The sequence below is a fragment of the Marichromatium gracile genome (genome assembly GCF_004343155.1).
GTDB classification, from domain to species: domain Bacteria; phylum Pseudomonadota; class Gammaproteobacteria; order Chromatiales; family Chromatiaceae; genus Marichromatium; species Marichromatium gracile.
In genome coordinates this window covers 18,163-37,636 of the sequence record NZ_SMDC01000009.1, presented here as the reverse complement: position 1 = coordinate 37,636, position 19,474 = coordinate 18,163, and the positions used below count along the sequence as shown (strand labels likewise).

The 19,474-nt window shown below is 70.2% G+C and carries 15 protein-coding genes; 5 read left to right on the top strand and 10 right to left on the bottom strand.

Features of this window, described 5'->3' with window-relative positions; all coding sequences use genetic code 11:
* Nucleotides 1–167 precede the first annotated feature (167 nt).
* From EDC29_RS12595 to EDC29_RS12585, 3 genes are all read left to right on the top strand, one after another.
* Complete coding sequence (locus EDC29_RS12595; protein WP_123140500.1) at nt 168–578, top strand: DUF1523 family protein; 411 nt, start codon at nt 168–170, stop codon at nt 576–578.
* A gap of 318 nt (nt 579–896) precedes the next feature.
* Entirely contained in the window at nt 897–2,489 is a 1,593-nt protein-coding gene (locus tag EDC29_RS12590; protein WP_132230187.1) for a sensor domain-containing diguanylate cyclase, read from the top strand.
* 10 nt (nt 2,490–2,499) lie between these two features.
* The gene (locus EDC29_RS12585; protein ID WP_165913516.1) at nt 2,500–4,194 is read left to right on the top strand and encodes a GGDEF domain-containing protein; all 1,695 of its coding nucleotides are present in this window, start codon (nt 2,500–2,502) and stop codon (nt 4,192–4,194) included.
* Here EDC29_RS12585 and EDC29_RS12580 read toward each other — a convergent pair.
* The 7 genes from EDC29_RS12580 to EDC29_RS12545 form a co-directional block, all read right to left on the bottom strand.
* Entirely contained in the window at nt 4,167–4,403 is a 237-nt protein-coding gene (locus tag EDC29_RS12580) for a thioredoxin family protein (RefSeq protein WP_132230185.1), read from the bottom strand. The two genes, EDC29_RS12585 and EDC29_RS12580, sit on opposite strands and share 28 nt — an antisense overlap.
* A gap of 10 nt (nt 4,404–4,413) precedes the next feature.
* Nucleotides 4,414–5,367 carry a permease gene (locus EDC29_RS12575; protein WP_132230184.1) on the bottom strand — a complete coding sequence of 318 codons (954 nt, stop codon included), beginning with the start codon at nt 5,365–5,367 and terminating at the stop codon, nt 4,414–4,416.
* A 221-nt stretch (nt 5,368–5,588) separates the two neighbouring features.
* The gene (arsB, locus tag EDC29_RS12565; RefSeq protein WP_132230181.1) at nt 5,589–6,671 is read right to left on the bottom strand and encodes an ACR3 family arsenite efflux transporter; all 1,083 of its coding nucleotides are present in this window, start codon (nt 6,669–6,671) and stop codon (nt 5,589–5,591) included.
* A 3-nt stretch (nt 6,672–6,674) separates the two neighbouring features.
* Nucleotides 6,675–7,112: an arsenate reductase ArsC gene (locus EDC29_RS12560; RefSeq protein WP_132230167.1), complete on the bottom strand. Its 438-nt coding sequence runs from the start codon at nt 7,110–7,112 to the stop codon at nt 6,675–6,677.
* Between the two features lie 196 nt (nt 7,113–7,308).
* Nucleotides 7,309–7,662, bottom strand: coding sequence for a metalloregulator ArsR/SmtB family transcription factor (locus tag EDC29_RS12555; RefSeq protein WP_132230165.1), 354 nt, complete (start codon nt 7,660–7,662; stop codon nt 7,309–7,311).
* 68 nt (nt 7,663–7,730) lie between these two features.
* Nucleotides 7,731–11,255 carry an ATP-binding protein gene (locus tag EDC29_RS12550; RefSeq protein WP_132230163.1) on the bottom strand — a complete coding sequence of 1,175 codons (3,525 nt, stop codon included), beginning with the start codon at nt 11,253–11,255 and terminating at the stop codon, nt 7,731–7,733.
* Between the two features lie 406 nt (nt 11,256–11,661).
* Complete coding sequence (locus EDC29_RS12545) at nt 11,662–13,671, bottom strand: acetoacetate--CoA ligase (RefSeq protein WP_132230161.1); 2,010 nt, start codon at nt 13,669–13,671, stop codon at nt 11,662–11,664.
* A gap of 163 nt (nt 13,672–13,834) precedes the next feature.
* Here EDC29_RS12545 and EDC29_RS12540 point away from each other — a divergent pair, with 163 nt between their 5' ends.
* Both EDC29_RS12540 and EDC29_RS12535 read left to right on the top strand, forming a co-directional pair.
* Nucleotides 13,835–15,097 carry a hypothetical protein gene (locus tag EDC29_RS12540; RefSeq protein WP_132230159.1) on the top strand — a complete coding sequence of 421 codons (1,263 nt, stop codon included), beginning with the start codon at nt 13,835–13,837 and terminating at the stop codon, nt 15,095–15,097.
* A gap of 84 nt (nt 15,098–15,181) precedes the next feature.
* A complete protein-coding gene (locus EDC29_RS12535; RefSeq protein WP_132230157.1) occupies nt 15,182–16,021 on the top strand; it encodes a class I SAM-dependent methyltransferase in 840 nt (279 codons plus the stop codon).
* Between the two features lie 13 nt (nt 16,022–16,034).
* Here the strand turns inward: EDC29_RS12535 and EDC29_RS12530 are convergent, their stop codons facing one another.
* The 3 genes from EDC29_RS12530 to EDC29_RS12520 all read right to left on the bottom strand — a co-directional run bounded on the left by EDC29_RS12530 (nt 16,035) and on the right by EDC29_RS12520 (nt 19,472).
* Nucleotides 16,035–16,925, bottom strand: coding sequence for a hydroxymethylglutaryl-CoA lyase (locus EDC29_RS12530; RefSeq protein WP_132230155.1), 891 nt, complete (start codon nt 16,923–16,925; stop codon nt 16,035–16,037).
* The gene (locus tag EDC29_RS12525) at nt 16,922–17,395 is read right to left on the bottom strand and encodes a MaoC family dehydratase (RefSeq protein WP_123140511.1); all 474 of its coding nucleotides are present in this window, start codon (nt 17,393–17,395) and stop codon (nt 16,922–16,924) included. Before EDC29_RS12525 ends, EDC29_RS12530 begins: the two co-directional genes overlap by 4 nt.
* Before the next feature lie 64 nt (nt 17,396–17,459).
* A complete protein-coding gene (locus EDC29_RS12520) occupies nt 17,460–19,472 on the bottom strand; it encodes an acetyl-CoA carboxylase biotin carboxylase subunit (protein ID WP_132230153.1) in 2,013 nt (670 codons plus the stop codon).
* Between the last annotated feature and the right edge of the window lie 2 nt (nt 19,473–19,474).

Genomic DNA, 19,474 nt, shown 5'->3' with positions numbered 1-19,474 from the left:
TCGCGCACGTGCTCGATGATCGGTAATGCTTTGAATATCAGATTGATAGAGCTCTTTTTTGGCTGGCATCGCGATTGCAAAGTCTATACGGACGCCGCGAGTCCACGGCTTTGCCGTGATGATTCGCGGTCTCGCATCCGCGTCAAGACACAAGGGGGTAGAGAGTCATGAAGAACAAGCTCAAGATCGGCGGCGCCGTCGTCCTCGCCATCGTGGTCTTCCTGCTCTGGCTGCGCTGGGGGCCGGACTCCTGGGAGGTCCAGATCACCGGCGTGACCGGCGATGGGCGCGACGTCCAGTACCGTATCGAGACCGTCTATGCCGATTCGGCCGAGACGCTGATCTTCCGCAACGAGGACGCCGGCTTCACGCCGCCCTATTTCAAGTTCGACTCCGCCGATCTGCAGTCGGTCGCCAGCCGCATCACCCGGGAGTGTCCCGAGGTGCCGGTCACGGTACACGGCTACAGCCTGCGTATCTCGTGGCTGGACATGTTCCCGAACGCCACCTCGATCGACGCGCCGCAGCGCTGCATCGAGGCGCCCTCCGATCCCTCCGAGGTGACCGGGTCGCAGTAACGCGGTCGATGCCGGGTCCGGTGATCGGACCCCGGGCGGACGGCGCCACGCGGCGCCGTCCGCCCGCTGTTCGTCTGGCGTCGGCCTCTTCCGTCGTGCCGCGCGCCCGGCCTCGGGGTCGGACGCGATCTCCCGTCTCCCGCGCGCCGGGACCATCCCTCGGCGCGCGTTGGCTGCGGCGAAACCGGCCCCATCATCAACTGCCGATCACCGCCGTTTCGGCGGGACCGGGGTACGGGGCGCCAGGGGAGTCGCAAGCATGTCTGTCAGCAGGGATCGTCTTGTCGTCTCGCCTCTCGCCGCGCCTCCGGGGAACGGATGAGCGGGCGCGGGTTCTGGCGGCTGTATCTGCCGCTGGCCCTGGGGCTGGTGGCGCTGCTGGTGCTGGTGTGGGGGTGGAGCGTGCGCCAGATGCACCGCGAGCTCGATGAGACGGCGCGGGCCGGGGTCGACGAACTGGTGCGGCTGATCGAGAACAAGCTCGACCATGTCGCGATCGATACGCTGACGCTGGCGCGCCAGCACATCGTGCAGCGCTATCTCGACACCGGCGACCGCGACTGGCTGCCGCTGATCGCCGCCGAACTGACCAACCGCATCCACTATGCCCGGCGCTATCAGAAGATCCGGCTGATCGACGAGACCGGGCACGAGGTGGTGCGTGTCGAGTCGCTCGCCGGCGAGATCCTGACCATCTCCGAGGAGGAACTGCAGGACAAGGCCGATCGTTACTATGTCGAGGCGACGCTGGGGCTCGAGCCCGGCGAGCTCTATGTCTCGCCGCTCGATCTCAGCATCGAGAACGGCGAGGTGCTGTTGCCCTTCCTGCCGCTGCTGCGGGTGGGGACCCCGGTGTTCGACAGCGCCGGGCGCGGTCGCGGGATGATCGTCATCAGTTATCGCGCCGGTCATCTGCTCGAGCGTCTCGAGGACTTCGGGCGCGCCGGTCCCATCCGCCCGATGCTCATCAACTGCGCCGGTTACTGGCTGCTGGCCCCGCAGCGCGGGATGGCCTGGGGTTTCATGGTCGAGGGGCGCGCCGAGCAGCGGATGCAGGTGCGCTACCCGGAGGCCTGGGCGCGGATGCAGCATCACCCGCTCGGGTTGATCCGCACCGCCGACGGCACCTTCATCTATCGTGACGTGGTGCCGCTGCAGAGCAGCTATCCGGTCTACTCGGCGCTGTGCGCGCGACGCGACGATGCGGTCTCGCCGAACCTGCTGCGCTGGCACGTGGCCGCTTTCATCGCGCGCGAGCGCTATGTGCGCGCGGCGCTGACGCCGACGCTGGTGATCGCCGGGCTGGGCGTGCTGTTGCTGCTGGTCCTGGCCTTGGCGGTGCGCGCGACCGTGGCGTTGCGCGTCGATCGACGCGCGCGCATCGACCTTCTGCAGCGCCAGGCGCGCACCGACGCCCTCACCGGGCTGGCCAATCGCACCGCCTTCGAGGAGCGCACCGATCTCGAGATCGCGCGCGCGGCGCGCCACCACCGCCGCTTCGCCCTCTGCCTGCTCGACCTCGACGGCTTCAAGGCGGTCAACGACAGCCAGGGGCATCTGGTCGGCGACGAGGTGCTGCGTTTCGTCGCCGCCGTCCTCGTGCGTCATCTGCGCACCGGCTCCGATGATCTCGCCAGCCGCTTCGGCGGCGATGAGTTCGGGCTGTTGCTGTGCGAACTCCCCGAGGAGGTCGAACAGGTGCAGACGATCCTTGCCGATCTCTGTCGTCGCATCGCCGCCGGCGACTGGGGCGTGACGGCGAGCATCGGCGTCGCGCTCTATCCGGACCATGCCACCAGCCGGGTCGGGTTGCTGCGCGCGGCCGATGTCGCCATGTATCGCGCCAAGGAGCGCGGCAAGAATCGCATCGTGCTCGCCGGCGAGCATGACCAGGGCGCGCCGGCGCGCTGAGGGGGAATCGATGCGGACATTCGCGCAGCACAGCCCGCGGACGTCGGAGTCCGCCACCGACCGCGCCGACGGCGACGGCGAACGCGCGCCGCTCTCGGCGCGGTGGCTGTTCCTGTTGACCTACGCGCTGCTCGCCGGGGTGCTGGTCGTGCTGTTGGTGCTGGTGTGGCAGTGGCAGGTCGATAGCCTGTCTCGCGAGCTCGACGCCACGGCGATCGCCAGCGTGGAGGAGCAGGAGCGGTTGCTCGAGAACAAGCTCGACTATGTGGTCTCCGATGTGCTGACACTCTCGCGCCAGAACGAGCTGCAGCGCTATCTCGAGGGCGGCGACGAGGCGCTGCTCGATCGCATCGCGCGCGAATACGCCGCGCGGCTGCGCTACTCCGGGCTGTATCAACAGATCCGTCTGCTCGACGCGCGCGGTCGCGAGCGGGTGCGGGTCGAACTCGACGCCGAGGGCACGCCGCGGATCATCATCGCCGGACGCGGCGCGGAGACCTGGTTCGATACGGCCGCACTCGCGCTGAACGCCAACGAGATCTATGTCTCGGCGTTGGACCTCGACGTCGCCGAGGGCCGGATCGCGCGCCCCTTCGTGCCGATCCTGCGCCTGGCGACCCCGGTGATCGACGCCGCCGGGCGCAATCGCGGGCTGGTCGTCATCCACTATCTCGCCGGGCGGCTGCTGGAGCGGCTCGAGGATGTCGGCCGGGGCAACCCCACGCAGCCGATGCTGGTCAACTGCGAGGGGTATTGGCTGCTCGCGCCGGAGGCAGAGATGCGCTGGGGGTTCATGCTGCCCGAGCGCGCGCGCCAACGGATGCAGGTGCGCTTCCCTCGGGTGTGGCAAGAGATGGCGCGGGTCGATCGGGGCGAGGTGCGTACCGCCGCCGGGTTCTTCGCCTTTCACCGCGTCGAGCCGCTGCGCGTCGACTATCCGGTGCACTCGGCGCCCTGCGGTGGCGGGGCGACGATGAGCGAGGCGGTCCTGCCGTTGCAGTGGTACACCCTGGCCTTCGTCCCGCGTGCGCTCTATGAGCGCGCGGCGATGACGCCGACGGTGGTCATCGGGCTACTTGGGCTGTTGTTGCTTGGGGTGCTCGCCGCTGCGGTGCAGGCGATGGTCGCGCTCTACGACAACCGGCGCGCGCAGTTGCTTCAGCTCGAGCGGATGGCGCGTACCGACGCGCTCACCGGGATGGCCAACCGCATCGCCTTCGAGGAGCGCGCCACGCTCGAGATCGAGCGCGCCGCGCGCCACCGGCGCTGTTTCGCGCTCTGCGTGATCGATCTCGACGGCTTCAAGGCGATCAACGATACCCAGGGCCACCTGGCCGGCGACGCGGTACTGCGCTTCGTCGCCGAGGTGCTGGTGGGGCAGTTGCGCACCACCTCGGGCGATCTTGCCGGGCGCATCGGCGGCGATGAGTTCGGGCTGCTGCTGAGCGAACTGCCCGACCCCGAGACGGCGCGCGCGATCCTCGAGGACATCCGCCGGCGGATCGCCGCGGGCGACTGGGAGGGGCAACGGGTCTCGGCGAGCATCGGCGTGGCGCTCTATCCGCACGACGCCGGCCATCTCACCGAGCTGTTCCAGCTCGCCGACGCGGCCATGTACCGGGCCAAGTCGGCGGGCAAGGATCGAGTGATGTTCGCCGGCGCGCCGCCCCGGGCCGGTCAGCCCGAGACCCAGGCGCGCACCTGATCGGCCCGCGGTACGCCGCCGCTGTGTACCACCTCGCCGTCGAGCACCACGCCGGGCGTCGACATGACGCCGTAGCCGAGGATCTCGGCCATGTCGGTGACCTTCTCCAGCGCGATCTCGACGCCCGCCTCGGCCGCGGCGCGCGTGATCGCCTCGGCCGTGACCTCGCAGTTGCGGCAGCCGCCGCCCAGCACCTTGAACGTCTTCATGTGTGTCTCCTCATGCGATCAGATTGAAGCCCCACCCGACCAGGGTGAAGGCGACGGCCAGCACCGTGGCGAACAGCGCCAGGGCTGGCCAACGGATGACCTTGCGCAGGATCAGCAGCTCCGGCAGCGACAGCGCCGCAACACTCATCATCAGCGCCAGGGTGGTGCCGATCGCCACGCCCTTGGTCAGCATCGCCTCGGCCACCGGGATGACGCCGGTGGCGTTGGCATAGAGCGGGATGCCCAGCAGCACCGCCGCCGGCACGCTGAACCAGTCGTCCCCGCCCAGGTGCTCGGTCACCCAGGCGGCGGGGACGAAGCCGTGGAAGAGGGCGCCGACACCGATGCCGAGCAGCACCCAGCGCCAGATCCGCCCGACGATCTCGCGTACCTCGCCGAGCGCGTAGCGGTGACGCCCGCGCAGGCTGGTATCGGGCTCGGCCATGGCCGTCTCGCCCATGCGGATCTTCCACACATAGTCCTCGACCCAGCGTTCGGGCCGGAAGGCCTGCATGGCGAGTCCGCCGAACCAGGCCACGAGCAGCCCGGCGAGCACATAGAGCGACGCGAGCTTCCAGCCCAGGACACCGACCAGGATGACGGCGGCGACCTCGTTGATCATCGGGCTGGCGATGAGAAAGGAGAAGGTCACCCCGAGCGGGATGCCGGCCTCGACGAAGCCGATGAACAGCGGCACCGACGAGCACGAGCAGAAGGGCGTCACCGCGCCCAGGGTGACGGCCATGCCGCGCGCCTGCCAGTCCGGTCGGCCACGCACGAAGGCGCGCACCCGCTCCGGGGACAACATGGCGCGCAACAGCCCCATGACATAGATCACCAACACCAGCAGGACGAAGATCTTGGCCACGTCCATGACGAAGAACTGCACCGCCGCGCCGCTGCGCGAGGTCGGTTCCAGCCCGAGCAGGCCGAAGGCGACCAGATCACCGAGTTGCTCAAACATGGGTGCCTGCTCGCGGTGAGCTGTGGGGATGGATATGGGGAGAGATGTTCATGCCTGTCTCTGAATGTGAAGAAAGGAACCACCAGGACCCGCTTGTCCGTCGTCGTCGGTCATGCGCGCCAGTCCCGCCACCGCAGGCTATAAGCTGGTCGCTGGCGGCTGGCGGCTGGCGGCTGGCGGCTGGCGGCTGGCGGCTGGCGGCTGGCGGCTGGCGGCTGGCGTCACGACCGCACCCGTGCCCCGCGCTCGTACCACCCCCGGGTGCGGTTGACCACCCGCACCACCAGCAGCATCACCGGCACCTCGATCAGCACCCCGACCACGGTCGCGAGCGCGGCGCCGGACTCGAAGCCGAACAGCGCGATGGCCGCGGCGACGGCCAGCTCGAAGAAGTTGGAGGCGCCGATCAGCGCCGAGGGACAGGCGACGCTGTGACGCTCGCCGACGGCGCGATTGAGCCAGTAGGCCAGCGCCGAGTTGAAGAAGACCTGGATGAGGATCGGCACCGCCAGCAGCAGGATGATCAGCGGTGCGTCGATGATCGCCTGTCCCTGGAAGGCGAACAGCAGCACCAGGGTGGCGAGCAGCGCGAAGATCGAGGCGTGGCCGAGGGTCTCGAGAGTGGCCTCGAAACGCGCGCTGCCGTGGCGCAGCAGTCGGCGCCGCCACCACTGGGCGATGATCACCGGCACCACGATATAGAGCGCCACCGAGGTCAGCAGCGTCTCCCAGGGCACCAGGATCGACGACAGTCCCAGCAGCAGCCCGACGATGGGGGCGAAGGCGAACACCATGATGGCGTCGTTGAGCGCCACCTGCGAGAGGGTGAAGTAGGGATCGCCCCCGGTCAGCCGGCTCCACACGAAGACCATCGCGGTGCAGGGCGCGGCGGCGAGCAGGATGAGCCCGGCGACATAGGCGTCGAGCTGCTCGGCCGGCAGCCAGGGCGCGAACAGCCCACGGATGAACAGCCAGGCGAGCAGCGCCATGGAGAAGGGCTTGACCGCCCAGTTGACGAACAGGGTGACGCCGATGCCGCGCCAGTGCGCGCGCACCTGGTGGAGTGCGCCGAAGTCGATCTTCATCAACATCGGGATGATCATCACCCAGATCAGCAGACCCACCGGGATGTTGACCCGGGCGACCTCCAGTCCGCCGAGAAACTGGAAGGGCGCGGGCGCCCATTGTCCGAGCCCGATGCCGATGAGGATGCAGAGCCCGACCCAGAGGGTCAGACCGCGCTCGAAGAGGCTCATCGGCGCGCCGCTCGCCTGTGTGGTGGAGACCTCGCACGGTACCGACATGACTTACTCCGATGCTGGCGTGATGGTGAGCCCCAGCGCCTCGGCCACCGCCGGTACCAGGCGCGCGCGGATCTGGTCGCGGACGGCGATGAAGGCGTCCAGCGGCTCGCCGTGGGGGTCGTGGAAGGGGAGGTGGAGTCGGGGAACCGGGCGCGGGAAGATCGGGCACTGCTCGCGGGCGTTGTCGCAGACGCTGACCACCAGATCGAAGGGCAGGTCGAGCAGGGTGTCGACCGCCTTGGGATGGAGCCCCGCGGTCGGCAGCCCGGCCTCGGCGAGCGCGGCGATGGCCCCCTCGGCGACCCGGGGCTGTGGCCGGGTGCCGGCGGAGCGCGCGCACACCCGACCGGCGAGATCGTGATTGAGCAGCACCTCGGCCATCTGCGAGCGGCAGGCGTTGCCGGTACAGAGCACGAGCACGGTCTTGGCGGTGGCGTTCATGCAGGGATCCTCGATCTGATCCTTGATGTCCGGTGTCGGGCGGGTGTCATGGCGGTTGGGGCGTGCGATCGCGGTTTCTTGATCTATGGAAAACCATATATTTGGTTTTTTGTATATTACGGCGCGAACCTCGCCCGTCCCCGACTGCGATAACTGAGGTGGCTATCGGTGGCGATTCGATGCCTGTCGGTGCCTGTCAGGCGCAGCGCGGTGCCGAGGGACGCCCCGGCATGCTCGCCAGGTTGGCGGCGTCACTGCTGAAGGGGGCCTGTCCGTGCACCGCCGCGGCGGTCTCGTCGAGCACCCGGCACGCCCAGTCGGGCAGCGCCGGGTGGACGCGGTAGTAGACCCAGAGCCCGGCGCGCCGGTCGGCGACCAGCCCCAGCTCGCGCAGCTGGGCGAGGTGGCGCGAGACGTGTGGCTGCGCCGAGCCGGTGGCGTGGGTCAGCTCGCAGACGCACAGCTCGCCCTGTTCGCGCAACAGCACCAGGCAACGCAGTCGGGTGTCGTTGGCCAGGGCGGCGAAGAGATCCGTCGGCTTGAGGTTCATGGGCTTTAATATATGGTTTTCGGTATATTTGTAAAGCCATATTTTACCCGCTTTCGCCGGATGGTGGCTCAGGCGCGCGCCTCGAGGTCGAGTCCCAGTCGCGCCGCCAGCGCCCGCGCGGCCGTCTCGCCGCCACTGGCGTCGAACTCCTCGATCGCGGTCTGCAGCGGGGCGATGTCCTCGCTCGGCAGAGAGCCCGCGAGTTCGGTCACGGCGGGCTTGGCGGCGATGATGTCGAGGTCGGCGAAGGCCGCGAGCGCGGTGCGCAGGAGTGGCGCGAGGGTCGCCGGGGCGGGGGCCGTCTTGTCGCGCTCCGGTGACGGCCGGGATGAGCGCGCGGACGGTTCCTGGGGGACATAGCGGGCGATGGAGTCGAGCGCGGTCGCGAGCGCGGCCTGCAAGGCCGTGGTCGCCGCGGCGAGCGCCGCCTGCGCGTGTCGGTCGCCGGTCAGCCGCTCGATCTTGCCGGCGCAGGCGGCGACCTCGGTGAGTCCGAGGTTTCCGGCGACGCCGTGGAGACGATGGGCCAGCCGCAGTGCGGTCTCCGGGTCGGCCTCGGCGATCCGCCGTGCGGTATCGCCGTGCTCGCGGGCGAACTTGTCCAGATAGCGTCGATAGGTCCCGGCATCCTTCCACGCCGCCAGGCTGTGGTCGAGAGCGAGCCCGGGGAGGTCTTGTGGGGGCGGCATGGTGTTCGACGCGTGCCCGCCGCCCGGTGTCTCGGGCGTCTGTCGCCGCTCGCCCGTTGCCTGCACCGTGCGCCGGATGATGCAGACCGCCTCCTCGACGTCGAAGGGCTTGGAGATGAAGGCATCCATCCCCGCCTCCCGGGCCGAGACCTGCTGTGCGGCCATGGCCCCGGCGGTGAGCGCGATCACCGGAACGCCGGCGAGCGCCGGGATGCGACGGATCCGGCGCGTCGCCTCGTGTCCGTCCATGCGCGGCATCTGCACGTCCATCAGGACCGCGTCGATCGTCTCCGGTCGTGTCATCAGATGGTCGAGCGCCTCCTCGCCGTCGCTCGCCACGCTGACCCGTGCGCCCTCGTCGAGGAAGATGCGCGAGGCCACCTCGCGATTGATCTCGCTGTCGTCGACGATCAGCAGGTGCAGCCCGGCGAGTCGCCGTGGGCGAGGCGTGTGCAGGGGCGTCTCGGTCAGGCCGCAGTGTCTGCCCCGGACCCGTGCGACCGCCTCGCGAAACGGCGAGGGGGCGAGCGGCTTGACGAGCATGGCGTCGACCAGGTGCGCATCGGGGGCCGTGCGCGCCTGCTCGAGCGGGTGTGGGGTGAGGACGAACAGCAGCGGTCGGCGCGTCTCGGGCAGCGCCTCGCGGATCGCTCGCGCGGTGCTCGGGTCATGATCCGCGGCGACCGGCCGGTTGATCAGCACGACCGCCTGCGGACCCTGGAGCGAGGGTTCCTCGACGATCCGTCGCAGTGCCGTCTCGCCGCAGCTCACCGCGTGCCCCGACCAGCCCAGGGCGGTGACCGTGGCCAGCAGGCCGTCGCGCACGCGGGCATCGTCGGCGACCACCAGCACCCTCACTGGTGCCGCCGCCGGGGCGTCCGAGCCCTGTTCGACGAGACGCTCGAAGGGGAGTTCGAACCAGAAGGTGCTGCCCGCCCCGGGTCTGCTCTCGAGCCCTACGCGGCCGTCCATCAGCTCGACCATTCGGCGCGAGATCATCAGCCCCAGGCCGGAGCCGCCGAAGCGACGGGTGGTGGAGACATCGGCCTGGGTGAAGGGCTGGAACAGCCGTGCCTGGGTCGCGGCGTCGATGCCGATGCCGGTGTCCTTGACCGCAAAGCGCAGCCAGATGTGCTGTGCGTCGGTCTCGATGGGGTCGATGCGGACCTCGATCACGCCACTGTCGGTGAACTTGATGGCGTTGTTGGTAAGGTTGATCAGCACCTGCCCCAGACGCAGCGGATCGCCACGCAATGGCCAGTCACAGCAGTGCGGTGGGGCGATGACGAGCTCGAGCGTCTTGCCCCGCTCCCGGGCGGTGGCGGCCATCAGGGTGGCGAGGTTGTCGATCACCGTCACCAGTCGGAAGGGCACCTGCTCGATCTCGATCTTGCCCGACTCGATCTTGGAGACGTCGAGGACGTCGTTGAGGATGGTCAGCAGACTCTGGCCGGAGTGGTGGATCTTGCGTGCCAGATCGTGCGCCTCGTCGGGCAGATCCCGACTCTCCAGCAGATAGGCGAGACCGAGCACCGCATTCAGCGGGGTGCGGATCTCGTGGCTCATGTTGGCGAGGAAGGCCGACTTGGTGCGGGTGGCCGCCTCGGCCTGTTCCTTGGCCAGGGTCAGCTCGCGGGTGCGCGCCTCGACCAGTCGTTCCAGCCCGGTCTGGTGTTCGCGCAACGCTGCTTGTAGTCGGGTGCGCTCGGTGATGTCGCGGATCACGCTGATCAGGGTGTCGATCGCGCCGACCCGCGCCCCCTGGGAGCTGACCTCGACGGGGAAGGTGCTGCCGTCACGACGCCGGTGCTCGGTCTCGAACAGCAACCCCTGGGCGTGGGCCTCGGCCATCTGCGCCGGTAGGATGGCCTGAGTGCTGGAGGCGCGCAGATCATGGACGGTCATGCCCAGCAGCTCCGCGCGGGAGTAGCCGTAGCTCGCGACCGCAGCATCGTTGACCTCCAGCAGCCGACCGTCCTCGCGGCGGATGAACAGGATGATGTCGCGGCTGTGGCGGGCGAGCAGCTCGAAGCGGCGCAGCGTCTCCTCGGTCCGGCGACGTCGCGCGATATGGCGGGCCAGCGAGGCGGCGATTCGCTTCGCCCGGATCGACTGGCTCATCGTTCCCGCGACCGCCAGGGCCATGGCCAGCCCGAAGATCAGCATCAGGGTGGCGGCGCGGTCGCTGGTCTCGATCGGGTAACGCACCTGCAGCGCCAGCCAGAGGATCAGGGTGAAGGTCGAGAGCAGGATGGCGATGACGACGATGATCCAGCCCTGATCGCGGGCGCGTCGGCCTTGTACCAGGGCCATGCAGCCACCGCCCATCACCACCAGGGCGATGGCGGTATGCGGTGCCATCACGGTGAAGTGGTCGTGGCCGTAGGCTGCAGGGATGTCGAGGGCGTAACCGAGCAACGCGACCGCGCCCAGTCCGGCAAGGACCCCGGCGAGAACCCCGGCGAGTCGCCAGCGCCACGGCTTGGCACCGGTGAGCAGCAGGATGATGGCGCCGCAGAGCACCAGGGACAGGGCGGTGTTGGGCGCCATCCTGCCGGGGACCGGGGTCGCTACCGTGATGTCGTGCTCCATCAGCAGCTGATCGATGCCGAGATCGAGCTGCAGGGTGTCCTGGAGCAGGGTCAGTGCGCCGATCAGTGCGATCGCCAGGGCCAGCCCCGAGGCCGTGCGCCGGCGCCCCTCGAGGAGTGCCCACAGCCCTGCGCCGGACAGCGCGAGCCCCAACGCGGTGTTGTACTGCATCGGTACCAGATGGGGCTGGAGCTGGATGAGCGGCGCCAGCTTCAGGTGCCAGCCGAGGATGACCGCCCCTCCCAGGGCCATGACCAGGATGAAGGCCAGGCGGGCGAGAGGATCCAGATGGTCCGGCTTGGTCTGTGGCATGCGCTGTATCCCTTGCAGTGCCGAGGTCTGGATCGCACCGGTGTGCCGGTCTTGCGGCCGCGGTGACGGCGGGCGGGGAGTGTTTCCTGGCGGGTGCGCGGCGGCGAGCCCGGGGAGCTGCGTTGTCTGCGCAGACCTCGCCTCGTCGCGCCGCGTATCGGGGTGTCGAGAATCCGTCCGCGCCAGAGCCCTGTTGCCTCTGGGGTCTCGTGGCTCTCGCCGGCGGTGACATCCCTCTCTCCCGACGGTCACCAGTGAGAGACTATGGCCGGATCGGTGGGACACAAGGCGTTTGTGCTGGCGCTGCCATGCTCGGTGGTGGCGTGCTGGGCCGGGGGAGGGCGCCGGTCTCGGGCGTCAGGCGGCACCGCCACGGGGTATGGCGGTGCCGCTGGCGCGACCCGCCTCAGAGCGCTGCGGCGGGGGTGTCGCGCCGCTGCGGCGCCGGCTCGGCGAGCACTGCGGCGATCTCGGCGAGCGCCTCGGGGTTGGCCAGGGCGTGGGCGTTGTCGCCGCCCGTCTCTCCCCGGAGCATGCGCGCGACCGCCAGCTCCACCTTCTTGCCGCTGCGGGTGTAGGGCACCTGGGAGACGGCGAGGATGCGCGCCGGGACGTGGCGCGGACTGGCGTTGGCGCGGATGCGCTGGCGGATGGTCTGGATCATCGCAGCATCGAGCGCGTGACCCTCGGCCATTACCACCAGCAGCAGCACCTCGACGTCGCCGTCGGGCAGGGGCGCGCCGACCACCAGGCTGTCGGCGATCTCGGGCAGGGTCTCGACCTGGCGATAGAGCTCGGCGGTGCCGATGCGCACCCCGCCGGGGTTGAGCGTGGCGTCGGCGCGGCCATGGATGATGGCGCCGCCGTGCGCGGTGAACTCGACGAAATCACCGTGCGCCCAGACCCCGGGAAAGCGGCTGAAATAGGCGTCGCGATAGCGGCTGCTGTCGGCGTCGTCCCAGAACCCCACCGGCATGCACGGCAGCGGGCCGAGACAGACCAGCTCGCCGCGTGCGCCCTCGGTGTCGCGCCCCTCGGGGTCGAAGGCGCGCACGTCGACGCCGAGCAGCCGACAGGGGATCTCGCCGCGACGTACCGCCACCAGCGGGCTGCCGCCGACGAAGCAGCCGCAGATATCGGTGCCGCCGGAGATCGAGCTGAGCATCAGTCCGCGCCCGACCCTCTCGTAGACCCAGTCGTAGTCCTCGGCGAGCAACGGTGAGCCGGTGGAGAAGAGCACGCGCAGCGCCGCGAGATCGTGCTCGGCGCCCGGGGTCAGCCCCTGTTTTCGACAGTTGCCGAGATACTTGGCGCTGGTGCCGAAGTGGCTCACCCGCTCCTGCGCCAGCAGTGCCCACAGCCGCTCGAGCGAGGGCTGCGCCGGCGAGCCGTCGTAGAGCACCAGCCGCGCCCCGGTGAGCAGCGCCGAGGCCATCCAGTTCCACATCATCCAGCCGGTGGTGGTGAAGTAGCAGAGGCTGTCGCCGGGGCCGAGGTCGGCGTGCAGCAGCAGCTCCTTGCTGTGGTTGAGCAGCATCCCCGCGGCGCCGTGGACGATGCACTTGGGCACCCCGGTGGTGCCGGAGGAGTAGAGGATATAGACCGGGTGGTCGGGCGGCAGCTGGACGAACTCGGGGAGGGCGCCGACGTGTGCGGCCAGGGCCTGCTCCCAGGGGACGAAGACCGGATCGTCAGGGTGCGCGCTCGCGGGCAGCAGGGCGATCGAGAGCACCCGCTCCAGCCCCGGCAGCGCTGCGGCGAGGGCGCGGTTCTGCGCGCCGCGGTCGTGGTCGCGGCCCTGATAGCGGTAGCCGGTGACCGTCAGCAGCACCTTGGGGCGGATCTGGCCGAAGCGATCGAGGATCGCGGCGGTGCCGAAGTCCGGCGAGGCCGAACTCCAGATCGCCCCCAGCCCGGTGGTGGCGAGCATCGCCACCAGCGCCTCGTGGGTGTTGGCGACCACCCCGGCGACGCGGTCGCCGACGCCGACGCCCTGGGCGCGCAGCCAGCCCTGCAGGGCGCCGACCTGGGCGAGCAGGGCGCCGCGCCCGAGCCGCACGGTCGCGCGCGATTCGCCGACCTCGGTCACGCACTCCTGGCTATCGGGGTGGCGCAGGGCGTGACGCAGCAGGTTCTCGGCGAAATTGAGCCGTGCGCCCTCGAACCAGCCGCGCGGCGGCAGCCCGGGGTCGGCCAGCACCCGGGTGTAGCCGCGCGAGGCGATCACCCCGCTGAAACGCCACAGGCTCTCCCAGAACGCCTCGGTCTGGGTGATCGACCACTGGTGCAGTGCCCCATAGTCGCTGAAGCTGCCGTAGCCCTCGCGCGCGAGCCAGTCGCGATAGCGTGCCATCACGCTGTCGTTGAGCGCATGCGCATCCGGTTGCCAGAGGATCTCCGCCCGTTCCGTCGTCATTGCCTCGACCTCCCTGTAGGATCATCGTTCGCGAGTATTAACGTTTACGTTAACAAGATCAATAGTTGACGTTCGCGTAAACGTAATTTAGCGTGTGCGCCGTCCGTGGACACAGCCACGGACCACGATAAGCACAACGAGAGAGATTGCAGGAGGCATCCGAATGGGCATCAGACCCGCCAGACTCGCCGCGCTGCTCGGCCTATTGGCCGCGCCCGCCGCACAGGCCATCGAGCGTGCCGTCGAATACGACTTCAGCGGTGACTTCGACGTCCGCACCTTCAACCGCGACCCCGGCGTCGGCGATACCCAGAGCGGCTTCGAGCAGCGGCTGCGGCTGCGCGGCAGCCTCACCCTCGACGACCGGGTGAGCCTCCATGCCGGGGTCAACCTCACCAACGACACCTGGCGCGGCGACGAGTCCGCCAGGGCGGTCGAGGACGAGGAGCCCTTCACCATCGGGCGCACCCACCGCACCGTCACCTTCGACTACGGCTATGTCGAGTTGCCCTTCGACGACTGGACGCTGCGCGTCGGCCGCCAGATCGCCAACTGGAACTTCGACATGACCGTCTCCGACGATCGCCGTGACCGCATCATGCTGCTCGGTCCGGTGGGCGAGGACATCACCTTCGTCATCGGCGGCGACCAGCGCCAGAACACCACCTACGACGACCGGCTCGACGACGGCTATCTGGTCTTCTCCGGGTTCGTCGGCAAGACCGCCGGCTGGTCCTGGGGGGCGCTGCTCGGCCACTACATCGGCGACGACGAGCGCGCCTTCGACGGCAGCTACCAGCCCGGCTATTTCTACACCCCGCGCAGCGGCACCCTGGTCTCGCCCTGGGCACAGGGCAGGCTCGGCCCGGTCGAGATCACCACCGGTGCGCACTATCTCGGCGGCGGCGATGCGATCTTCACCAACAACACCTTCGCCGGCTTCCTGCGCGGCGGCTATCAGGCCACGCCCGAGCTGCTGTTCGAGGCCCAGGGCTTCTTCAACCTCGGCGGTTCGCTGATCGAGCCCGGCTTCGACAGCTTCTCCAGCCTCATCCACAACAGCCCGCGTCACAACGCCTCGGCCACCCGCATCCCGGCGCTCGATCTGACCGGCGTGGGCAAGGGCGATCGCGAACTCGGCGGCATCGACCAGGACTTCGACCGCTATCTGCTGGCGCTGCGCGGCAGCTACAGCCCGACCGACAAGTGGCGGCTGCAGTTGGCCGGGGGCTGGGTGCGCTACGACGGTCTGACCCGTGATCTCGACCAGGCCGAGGACGTGGTCTTCGGCGACGTCCAGCTGAGCTACCAGGTCACCCGCTCGACCCGGATCTGGGGCACCTACGGCTATGCCGCGACCTCGGACCTGATCCCGGGGGTGGACAGCGTCGACGCGCTGAGTCTCAATCTACGGACCGAGTTCTGAGTGTGGCCCCGACCCCGCCCGCGCGGGGCCGGGGGAGGCATCCGCCCCGGCCCTGGCCGGGGTGTTCATGGAGGAGCAGGATTCATGTCCCAATCGACCTATGCCCGTTCGCTCGCGGCGCGCTATGCGCCGGAGGATCTGCAACAGCGGTTGCGCGCGGCGCTGTGCGAGGAGGCGCTCGACCCCGACCGGCTCGACTGCGACGACATCGCCGCCATCGACCAGCTCCACGTCGGCGGGCGCGAGGCCAGCCGCCGGCTGCTCGAGCGCGCCGGGGTCGAGCCCGGCGCGCGGGTGCTCGATCTCGGTTGCGGCACCGGCGGCAGTGCCCGGTTGCTGATGGCCGAGTACGGTCTGCAGGTGACCGGGATCGACCTCACCGCCGGCTTCGTCGGGGTCGCCGACTGGCTCACCCGCGCCACCGGCATGGCCGCGTCGGGCGACTTCGTCTGCGGCGACGCCCAGCGCCTGCCGTTTACCGAGGGCGCCTTCGATCTGATCTGGGCACAGCACGTGCTGCTCAACGTCCCCGACATGATGCGGGTGCTGCTCGAGGCGCAGCGGGTGCTGTGCCCCGGTGGCCGCATCCTGGTCCACGAGGTGGTCGCCGGCGACGCCGAGGACGCGCTGCGCTTCCCGGTGCCCTGGGCCGACAGCCCGCGCCACAGCCATCTGCTCGAGCGCGAGGCGCTGATCGAGCGCTTCACCGGCCACGGCTTCCGCGCCGCGTTCGTCGACGACATCACCGCCGACGGACTGCGTTGGCGCCAGAAGCACAGCGCGCGCGAGCGGCGTGACGGCGGCGCCGTGCTGGGACCGGCGCTGATCTTCGGCGAGGGCTTCGGCATCATGGCGAGCAACCTGATGGAGAACCTCGCCGCCGACCGCATCCGTATCCTCCAGGCCGGGTTCGTGCGGCGCTGAGCCGCGCGCGGCCTCAGTCGGCGGGGGCGAGGGCGCGCGCCAGGCGCGAGGGCGGGCGCCCGAGCCGCTCGCCGATCCAGCGCGCGGTCTCGACCAGCGCGGGGAGATCGACCCCGGTGTCGAAGCCGAGCCCGTGGAGCATGTAGACCACCTCCTCGGTGGCGACGTTGCCCGAGGCGCCGCGCGCGTAGGGACAGCCGCCGAGCCCGGCGACCGAGGCGTCGACGGTGCGTATCCCGGCCTCGATCACCGCGTGGAGGTTGGCCAGCGCCTGACCGTAGGTGTCGTGGAAGTGCGCCGCGAGCCGTGCCATCGGCACCCGCTCGGCCACCGTCTCGACCATCGCCCGCGCCTGTCCCGGGGTGCCGGTGCCGATGGTGTCGCCGAGCGAGATCTCGGCACAGCCGAGCGCGGCCAGCCGCTCGGCCACCCGCGCCACCGCCGCCGGCGCGATCGCGCCCTCGTAGGGACAGCCGAGGGCGCAGGAGACATAGCCGCGCACCGGGATGTCGAGGGTGCCGGCGCGTTCGATCACCGGGGCGAAGCGCGCCAGGCTCTCGTCGATGCCGCAGTTGATGTTGCGCCGGGTGAAGGACTCGGAGGCGGCGGTGAACACCGCGATCTCGCGCGCCCCGACCTCGAGCGCGCGCTCCAGTCCCTGGAGGTTGGGCACCAGCACCGGGTAGTGCATGCCCGGCGTCTGTTCGAGCGCGGCCAGCAGCTCGGCATGATCGGCCATCTGCGGCACCCAGCGCGGCGAGACGAAGGCGGTCGGCTCGATCCAGCGCAGCCCGGCGGCGGCGAGCCGCGCGATCAGCTCCAGCTTGACCGCGGTCGCGACCGCCGTGGGCTCGTTCTGCAGCCCGTCGCGCGGGCCGACCTCGACCACGCGCACCCGGCTCATGCCGCCGCCTCCGTGCCGCGGGCGCGCACCAGGATGCTCGGGCAGACCTCGAGCACCGCCTCGTCGTGCTGGTTGAAGGCGCGCCAGCGCACCCGGATCACCCCCCAGCCGGGACGCGAGCGCGACGGGGTGTTCTCCAGCACCTCGATCTCCAGACGGATGGCGTCGCCCGGTCGCACCGCCTTGATGAAGCGGATGCCCTCGGCGCCGAGACCGATCTGGCCCTCGGCCAGGCGCATCGGCGAGCGGATCGCCAACCCGGTCATCACCGCGATGGTGTGCCAGCCGCTGGCCACCAGCCCGTCGAAGAAGGTGTGACGCGCCGCCGCCGGGTCGGTGTGATAGGGCTGGGGGTCGAACTCGCGACCGAAGCGGATGATCTCGGCCTCCTCCAGGATCACCGCCGCATCGTTGCGAAAGCGGGTGCCCGGGGGCAGGTCCTCCAGGTAATAGGTTGCGTGTTGTTCCATCGATACTGACTCCCTCGGGTTGATGGCGCGCGCGGTGACGCACGCCGCTGTCGCCGGACTCGGCTCAGTCGGTCACCGGCTCGCCGATCACCACCAGCTCGCTGCCCTCGGCGACCTGATCGCCCTCGCCATAGTGCACCGTCTCGACCACGCCGGCGGCACCGGCGCGGATCACCGTCTCCATCTTCATCGCCTCGAGCACCAGCAGCGCGTCGCCCTCGTCGACGCGCTCGCCGGGGCGGACGTGGACGGCGACGACGATGCCCGGCATCGGCGCGACCAGACGATTCTCCTCGTGGGCGTCGTCCATGCCGGCGGCGAGCGGGTTGTGGATCACCAGGGTGCGGGTCTCACCGGCCATCGCCACGGTCAGCTCGGCGCCGTCCTGCAGCACCCGCGCCTCGCTCTGGACCCCGTCGACGCGCAGCCGGATGTGACCCTCGGCGCCGAGCTGGCCGTCGACCGCGAGGGTCTCGCGCGGGGTCTCGAGCCGGAAGCCGTCGTCGCGATAGTGGGCGACCACGGTCAGGGTCTCGGCGCGCAGCGGGTCGATGAAGTGCAGGGTGCGGTGACAGTCGGTGTTGAGCCGCCAGCCGGAGGTCGCGTGCCAGGGCGAGTGGGGGTCGCTGGAGTCGGCCGCGCGCGCGCGCGCCTCGCGCTCGACGCCGAGCAGCTGGTGCAGGGTGGCGGCGGCGAGCATGCGACAGTCGGGGGCCGTCGGCGCGGCGAGCAGGGTGTCGCGGTGTTGCTCGATGAAGCCGGTGTCGAGCTGCGCGGCGGCGAAGGCCGGGTGCGCGGCGAGCCGTCCGAGCAGCCCGAGGTTGGTGCTGACCCCGACCACCACGAAGCCCTCGAGCGCCTGGCGCAGCCGCGCCAGCGCGCGCTCGCGGTCGCGGTCGTGGACGATCAGCTTGGCGATCATGGGGTCGTAGTGCACCGAGATGGTGTCGCCGGCGCGCACCCCGCTGTCGATGCGCACATGCGCGTCGGGCGGCGGCGTGAGCAGGTGGCGCAGGGTGCCGGTGGCGGGCATGAAGTCGCGCGCCGGGTCCTCGGCATAGACCCGCACCTCGAAGGCGTGACCCGCGATCGCCAGCTCCGACTGGCGCCGCGGCAGCGGCTCGCCGGCGGCGACGGCCAGTTGCCAGGCGACCAGGTCGGTGCCGGTGATCGCCTCGGTGACCGGGTGCTCGACCTGCAACCGGGTGTTCATCTCCATGAAGTAGCAGCGGCCCTCGGCGTCCATGATGAACTCCACGGTGCCGGCCCCGACATAGTCGATGGCGCGCGCCGCGGCGATCGCCGTCTCGCCGAGGTGCTGGCGCGCGCGCGCGTCGAGTCCGGGGGCCGGGGCCTCCTCGATCACCTTCTGGTGACGGCGCTGGATCGAGCAGTCGCGCTCGAACAGGTGCACCACCTCGCCGTGGCTGTCGGCGAACACCTGGACCTCGACGTGACGCGGCGTGAGCAGGTACTTCTCGATCAGCACCCGATCGTCGCCGAAGGCCGAGCGCGCCTCGCGCCGGGCGGCGCCCAGCGCCTCGGCGAGGTCGGCCGGGTCGTCGACCCGGCGCATGCCCTTGCCGCCGCCACCGGCCGAGGCCTTGATCAGCACCGGATAGCCGATCTCCGCGGCCGCCGCCGCCAGGCGCTCGGACGACTGGTCGTCGCCGTGGTAGCCGGGCACCACCGGCACCCCGGCCTCGATCATGATCGCCTTGGCCGCCTGCTTCGAGCCCATCGCCTCGATCGCCGCCGGCGGCGGGCCGATGAACACCAGCCCGGCCTCGGCGCAGGCGCGGGCGAAGGCGGCGTTCTCGGCGAGGAAGCCGTAGCCGGGGTGGATCGCCTCGGCGCCGGCGCGGCGTGCCGCCTCGATGATGCGCGCGCCGTCGAGATAGCTCTCGCGCGCCGGTGCCGCGCCGATCGGCCAGGCCTCGTCGCACAGTGCGACGTGGCGGGCGTCGGCGTCGGCGGTGGAGTAGACGGCGACGGTGCGCACCCCGAGCGCGCGGCAGGTGCGGGCGATGCGGCAGGCGATCTCGCCGCGATTGGCGATCAGGATCTTGTCGAACATGT

Excerpts from the sequence above, each read along its gene's own strand:
- arsB (WP_132230181.1), bottom strand. The coding sequence starts at position 6,671 with ATGTCGGTACCGTGCGAGGTCTCCACCACACAGGCGAGCGGCGCGCCG.
- EDC29_RS12545 (WP_132230161.1), bottom strand. The coding sequence starts at position 13,671 with ATGACGACGGAACGGGCGGAGATCCTCTGGCAACCGGATGCGCATGCG.
- EDC29_RS12525 (WP_123140511.1), bottom strand. The coding sequence starts at position 17,395 with ATGGAACAACACGCAACCTATTACCTGGAGGACCTGCCCCCGGGCACC.
- EDC29_RS12585 (WP_165913516.1), top strand. The coding sequence starts at position 2,500 with ATGCGGACATTCGCGCAGCACAGCCCGCGGACGTCGGAGTCCGCCACC.
- EDC29_RS12555 (WP_132230165.1), bottom strand. The coding sequence starts at position 7,662 with ATGAACCTCAAGCCGACGGATCTCTTCGCCGCCCTGGCCAACGACACC.
- EDC29_RS12590 (WP_132230187.1), top strand. The coding sequence starts at position 897 with ATGAGCGGGCGCGGGTTCTGGCGGCTGTATCTGCCGCTGGCCCTGGGG.
- EDC29_RS12535 (WP_132230157.1), top strand. The coding sequence starts at position 15,182 with ATGTCCCAATCGACCTATGCCCGTTCGCTCGCGGCGCGCTATGCGCCG.
- EDC29_RS12595 (WP_123140500.1), top strand. The coding sequence starts at position 168 with ATGAAGAACAAGCTCAAGATCGGCGGCGCCGTCGTCCTCGCCATCGTG.
- EDC29_RS12540 (WP_132230159.1), top strand. The coding sequence starts at position 13,835 with ATGGGCATCAGACCCGCCAGACTCGCCGCGCTGCTCGGCCTATTGGCC.
- EDC29_RS12520 (WP_132230153.1), bottom strand. The coding sequence starts at position 19,472 with ATGTTCGACAAGATCCTGATCGCCAATCGCGGCGAGATCGCCTGCCGC.
- EDC29_RS12550 (WP_132230163.1), bottom strand. The coding sequence starts at position 11,255 with ATGCCACAGACCAAGCCGGACCATCTGGATCCTCTCGCCCGCCTGGCC.
- EDC29_RS12580 (WP_132230185.1), bottom strand. The coding sequence starts at position 4,403 with ATGAAGACGTTCAAGGTGCTGGGCGGCGGCTGCCGCAACTGCGAGGTC.
- EDC29_RS12560 (WP_132230167.1), bottom strand. The coding sequence starts at position 7,112 with ATGAACGCCACCGCCAAGACCGTGCTCGTGCTCTGTACCGGCAACGCC.
- EDC29_RS12575 (WP_132230184.1), bottom strand. The coding sequence starts at position 5,367 with ATGTTTGAGCAACTCGGTGATCTGGTCGCCTTCGGCCTGCTCGGGCTG.
- EDC29_RS12530 (WP_132230155.1), bottom strand. The coding sequence starts at position 16,925 with ATGAGCCGGGTGCGCGTGGTCGAGGTCGGCCCGCGCGACGGGCTGCAG.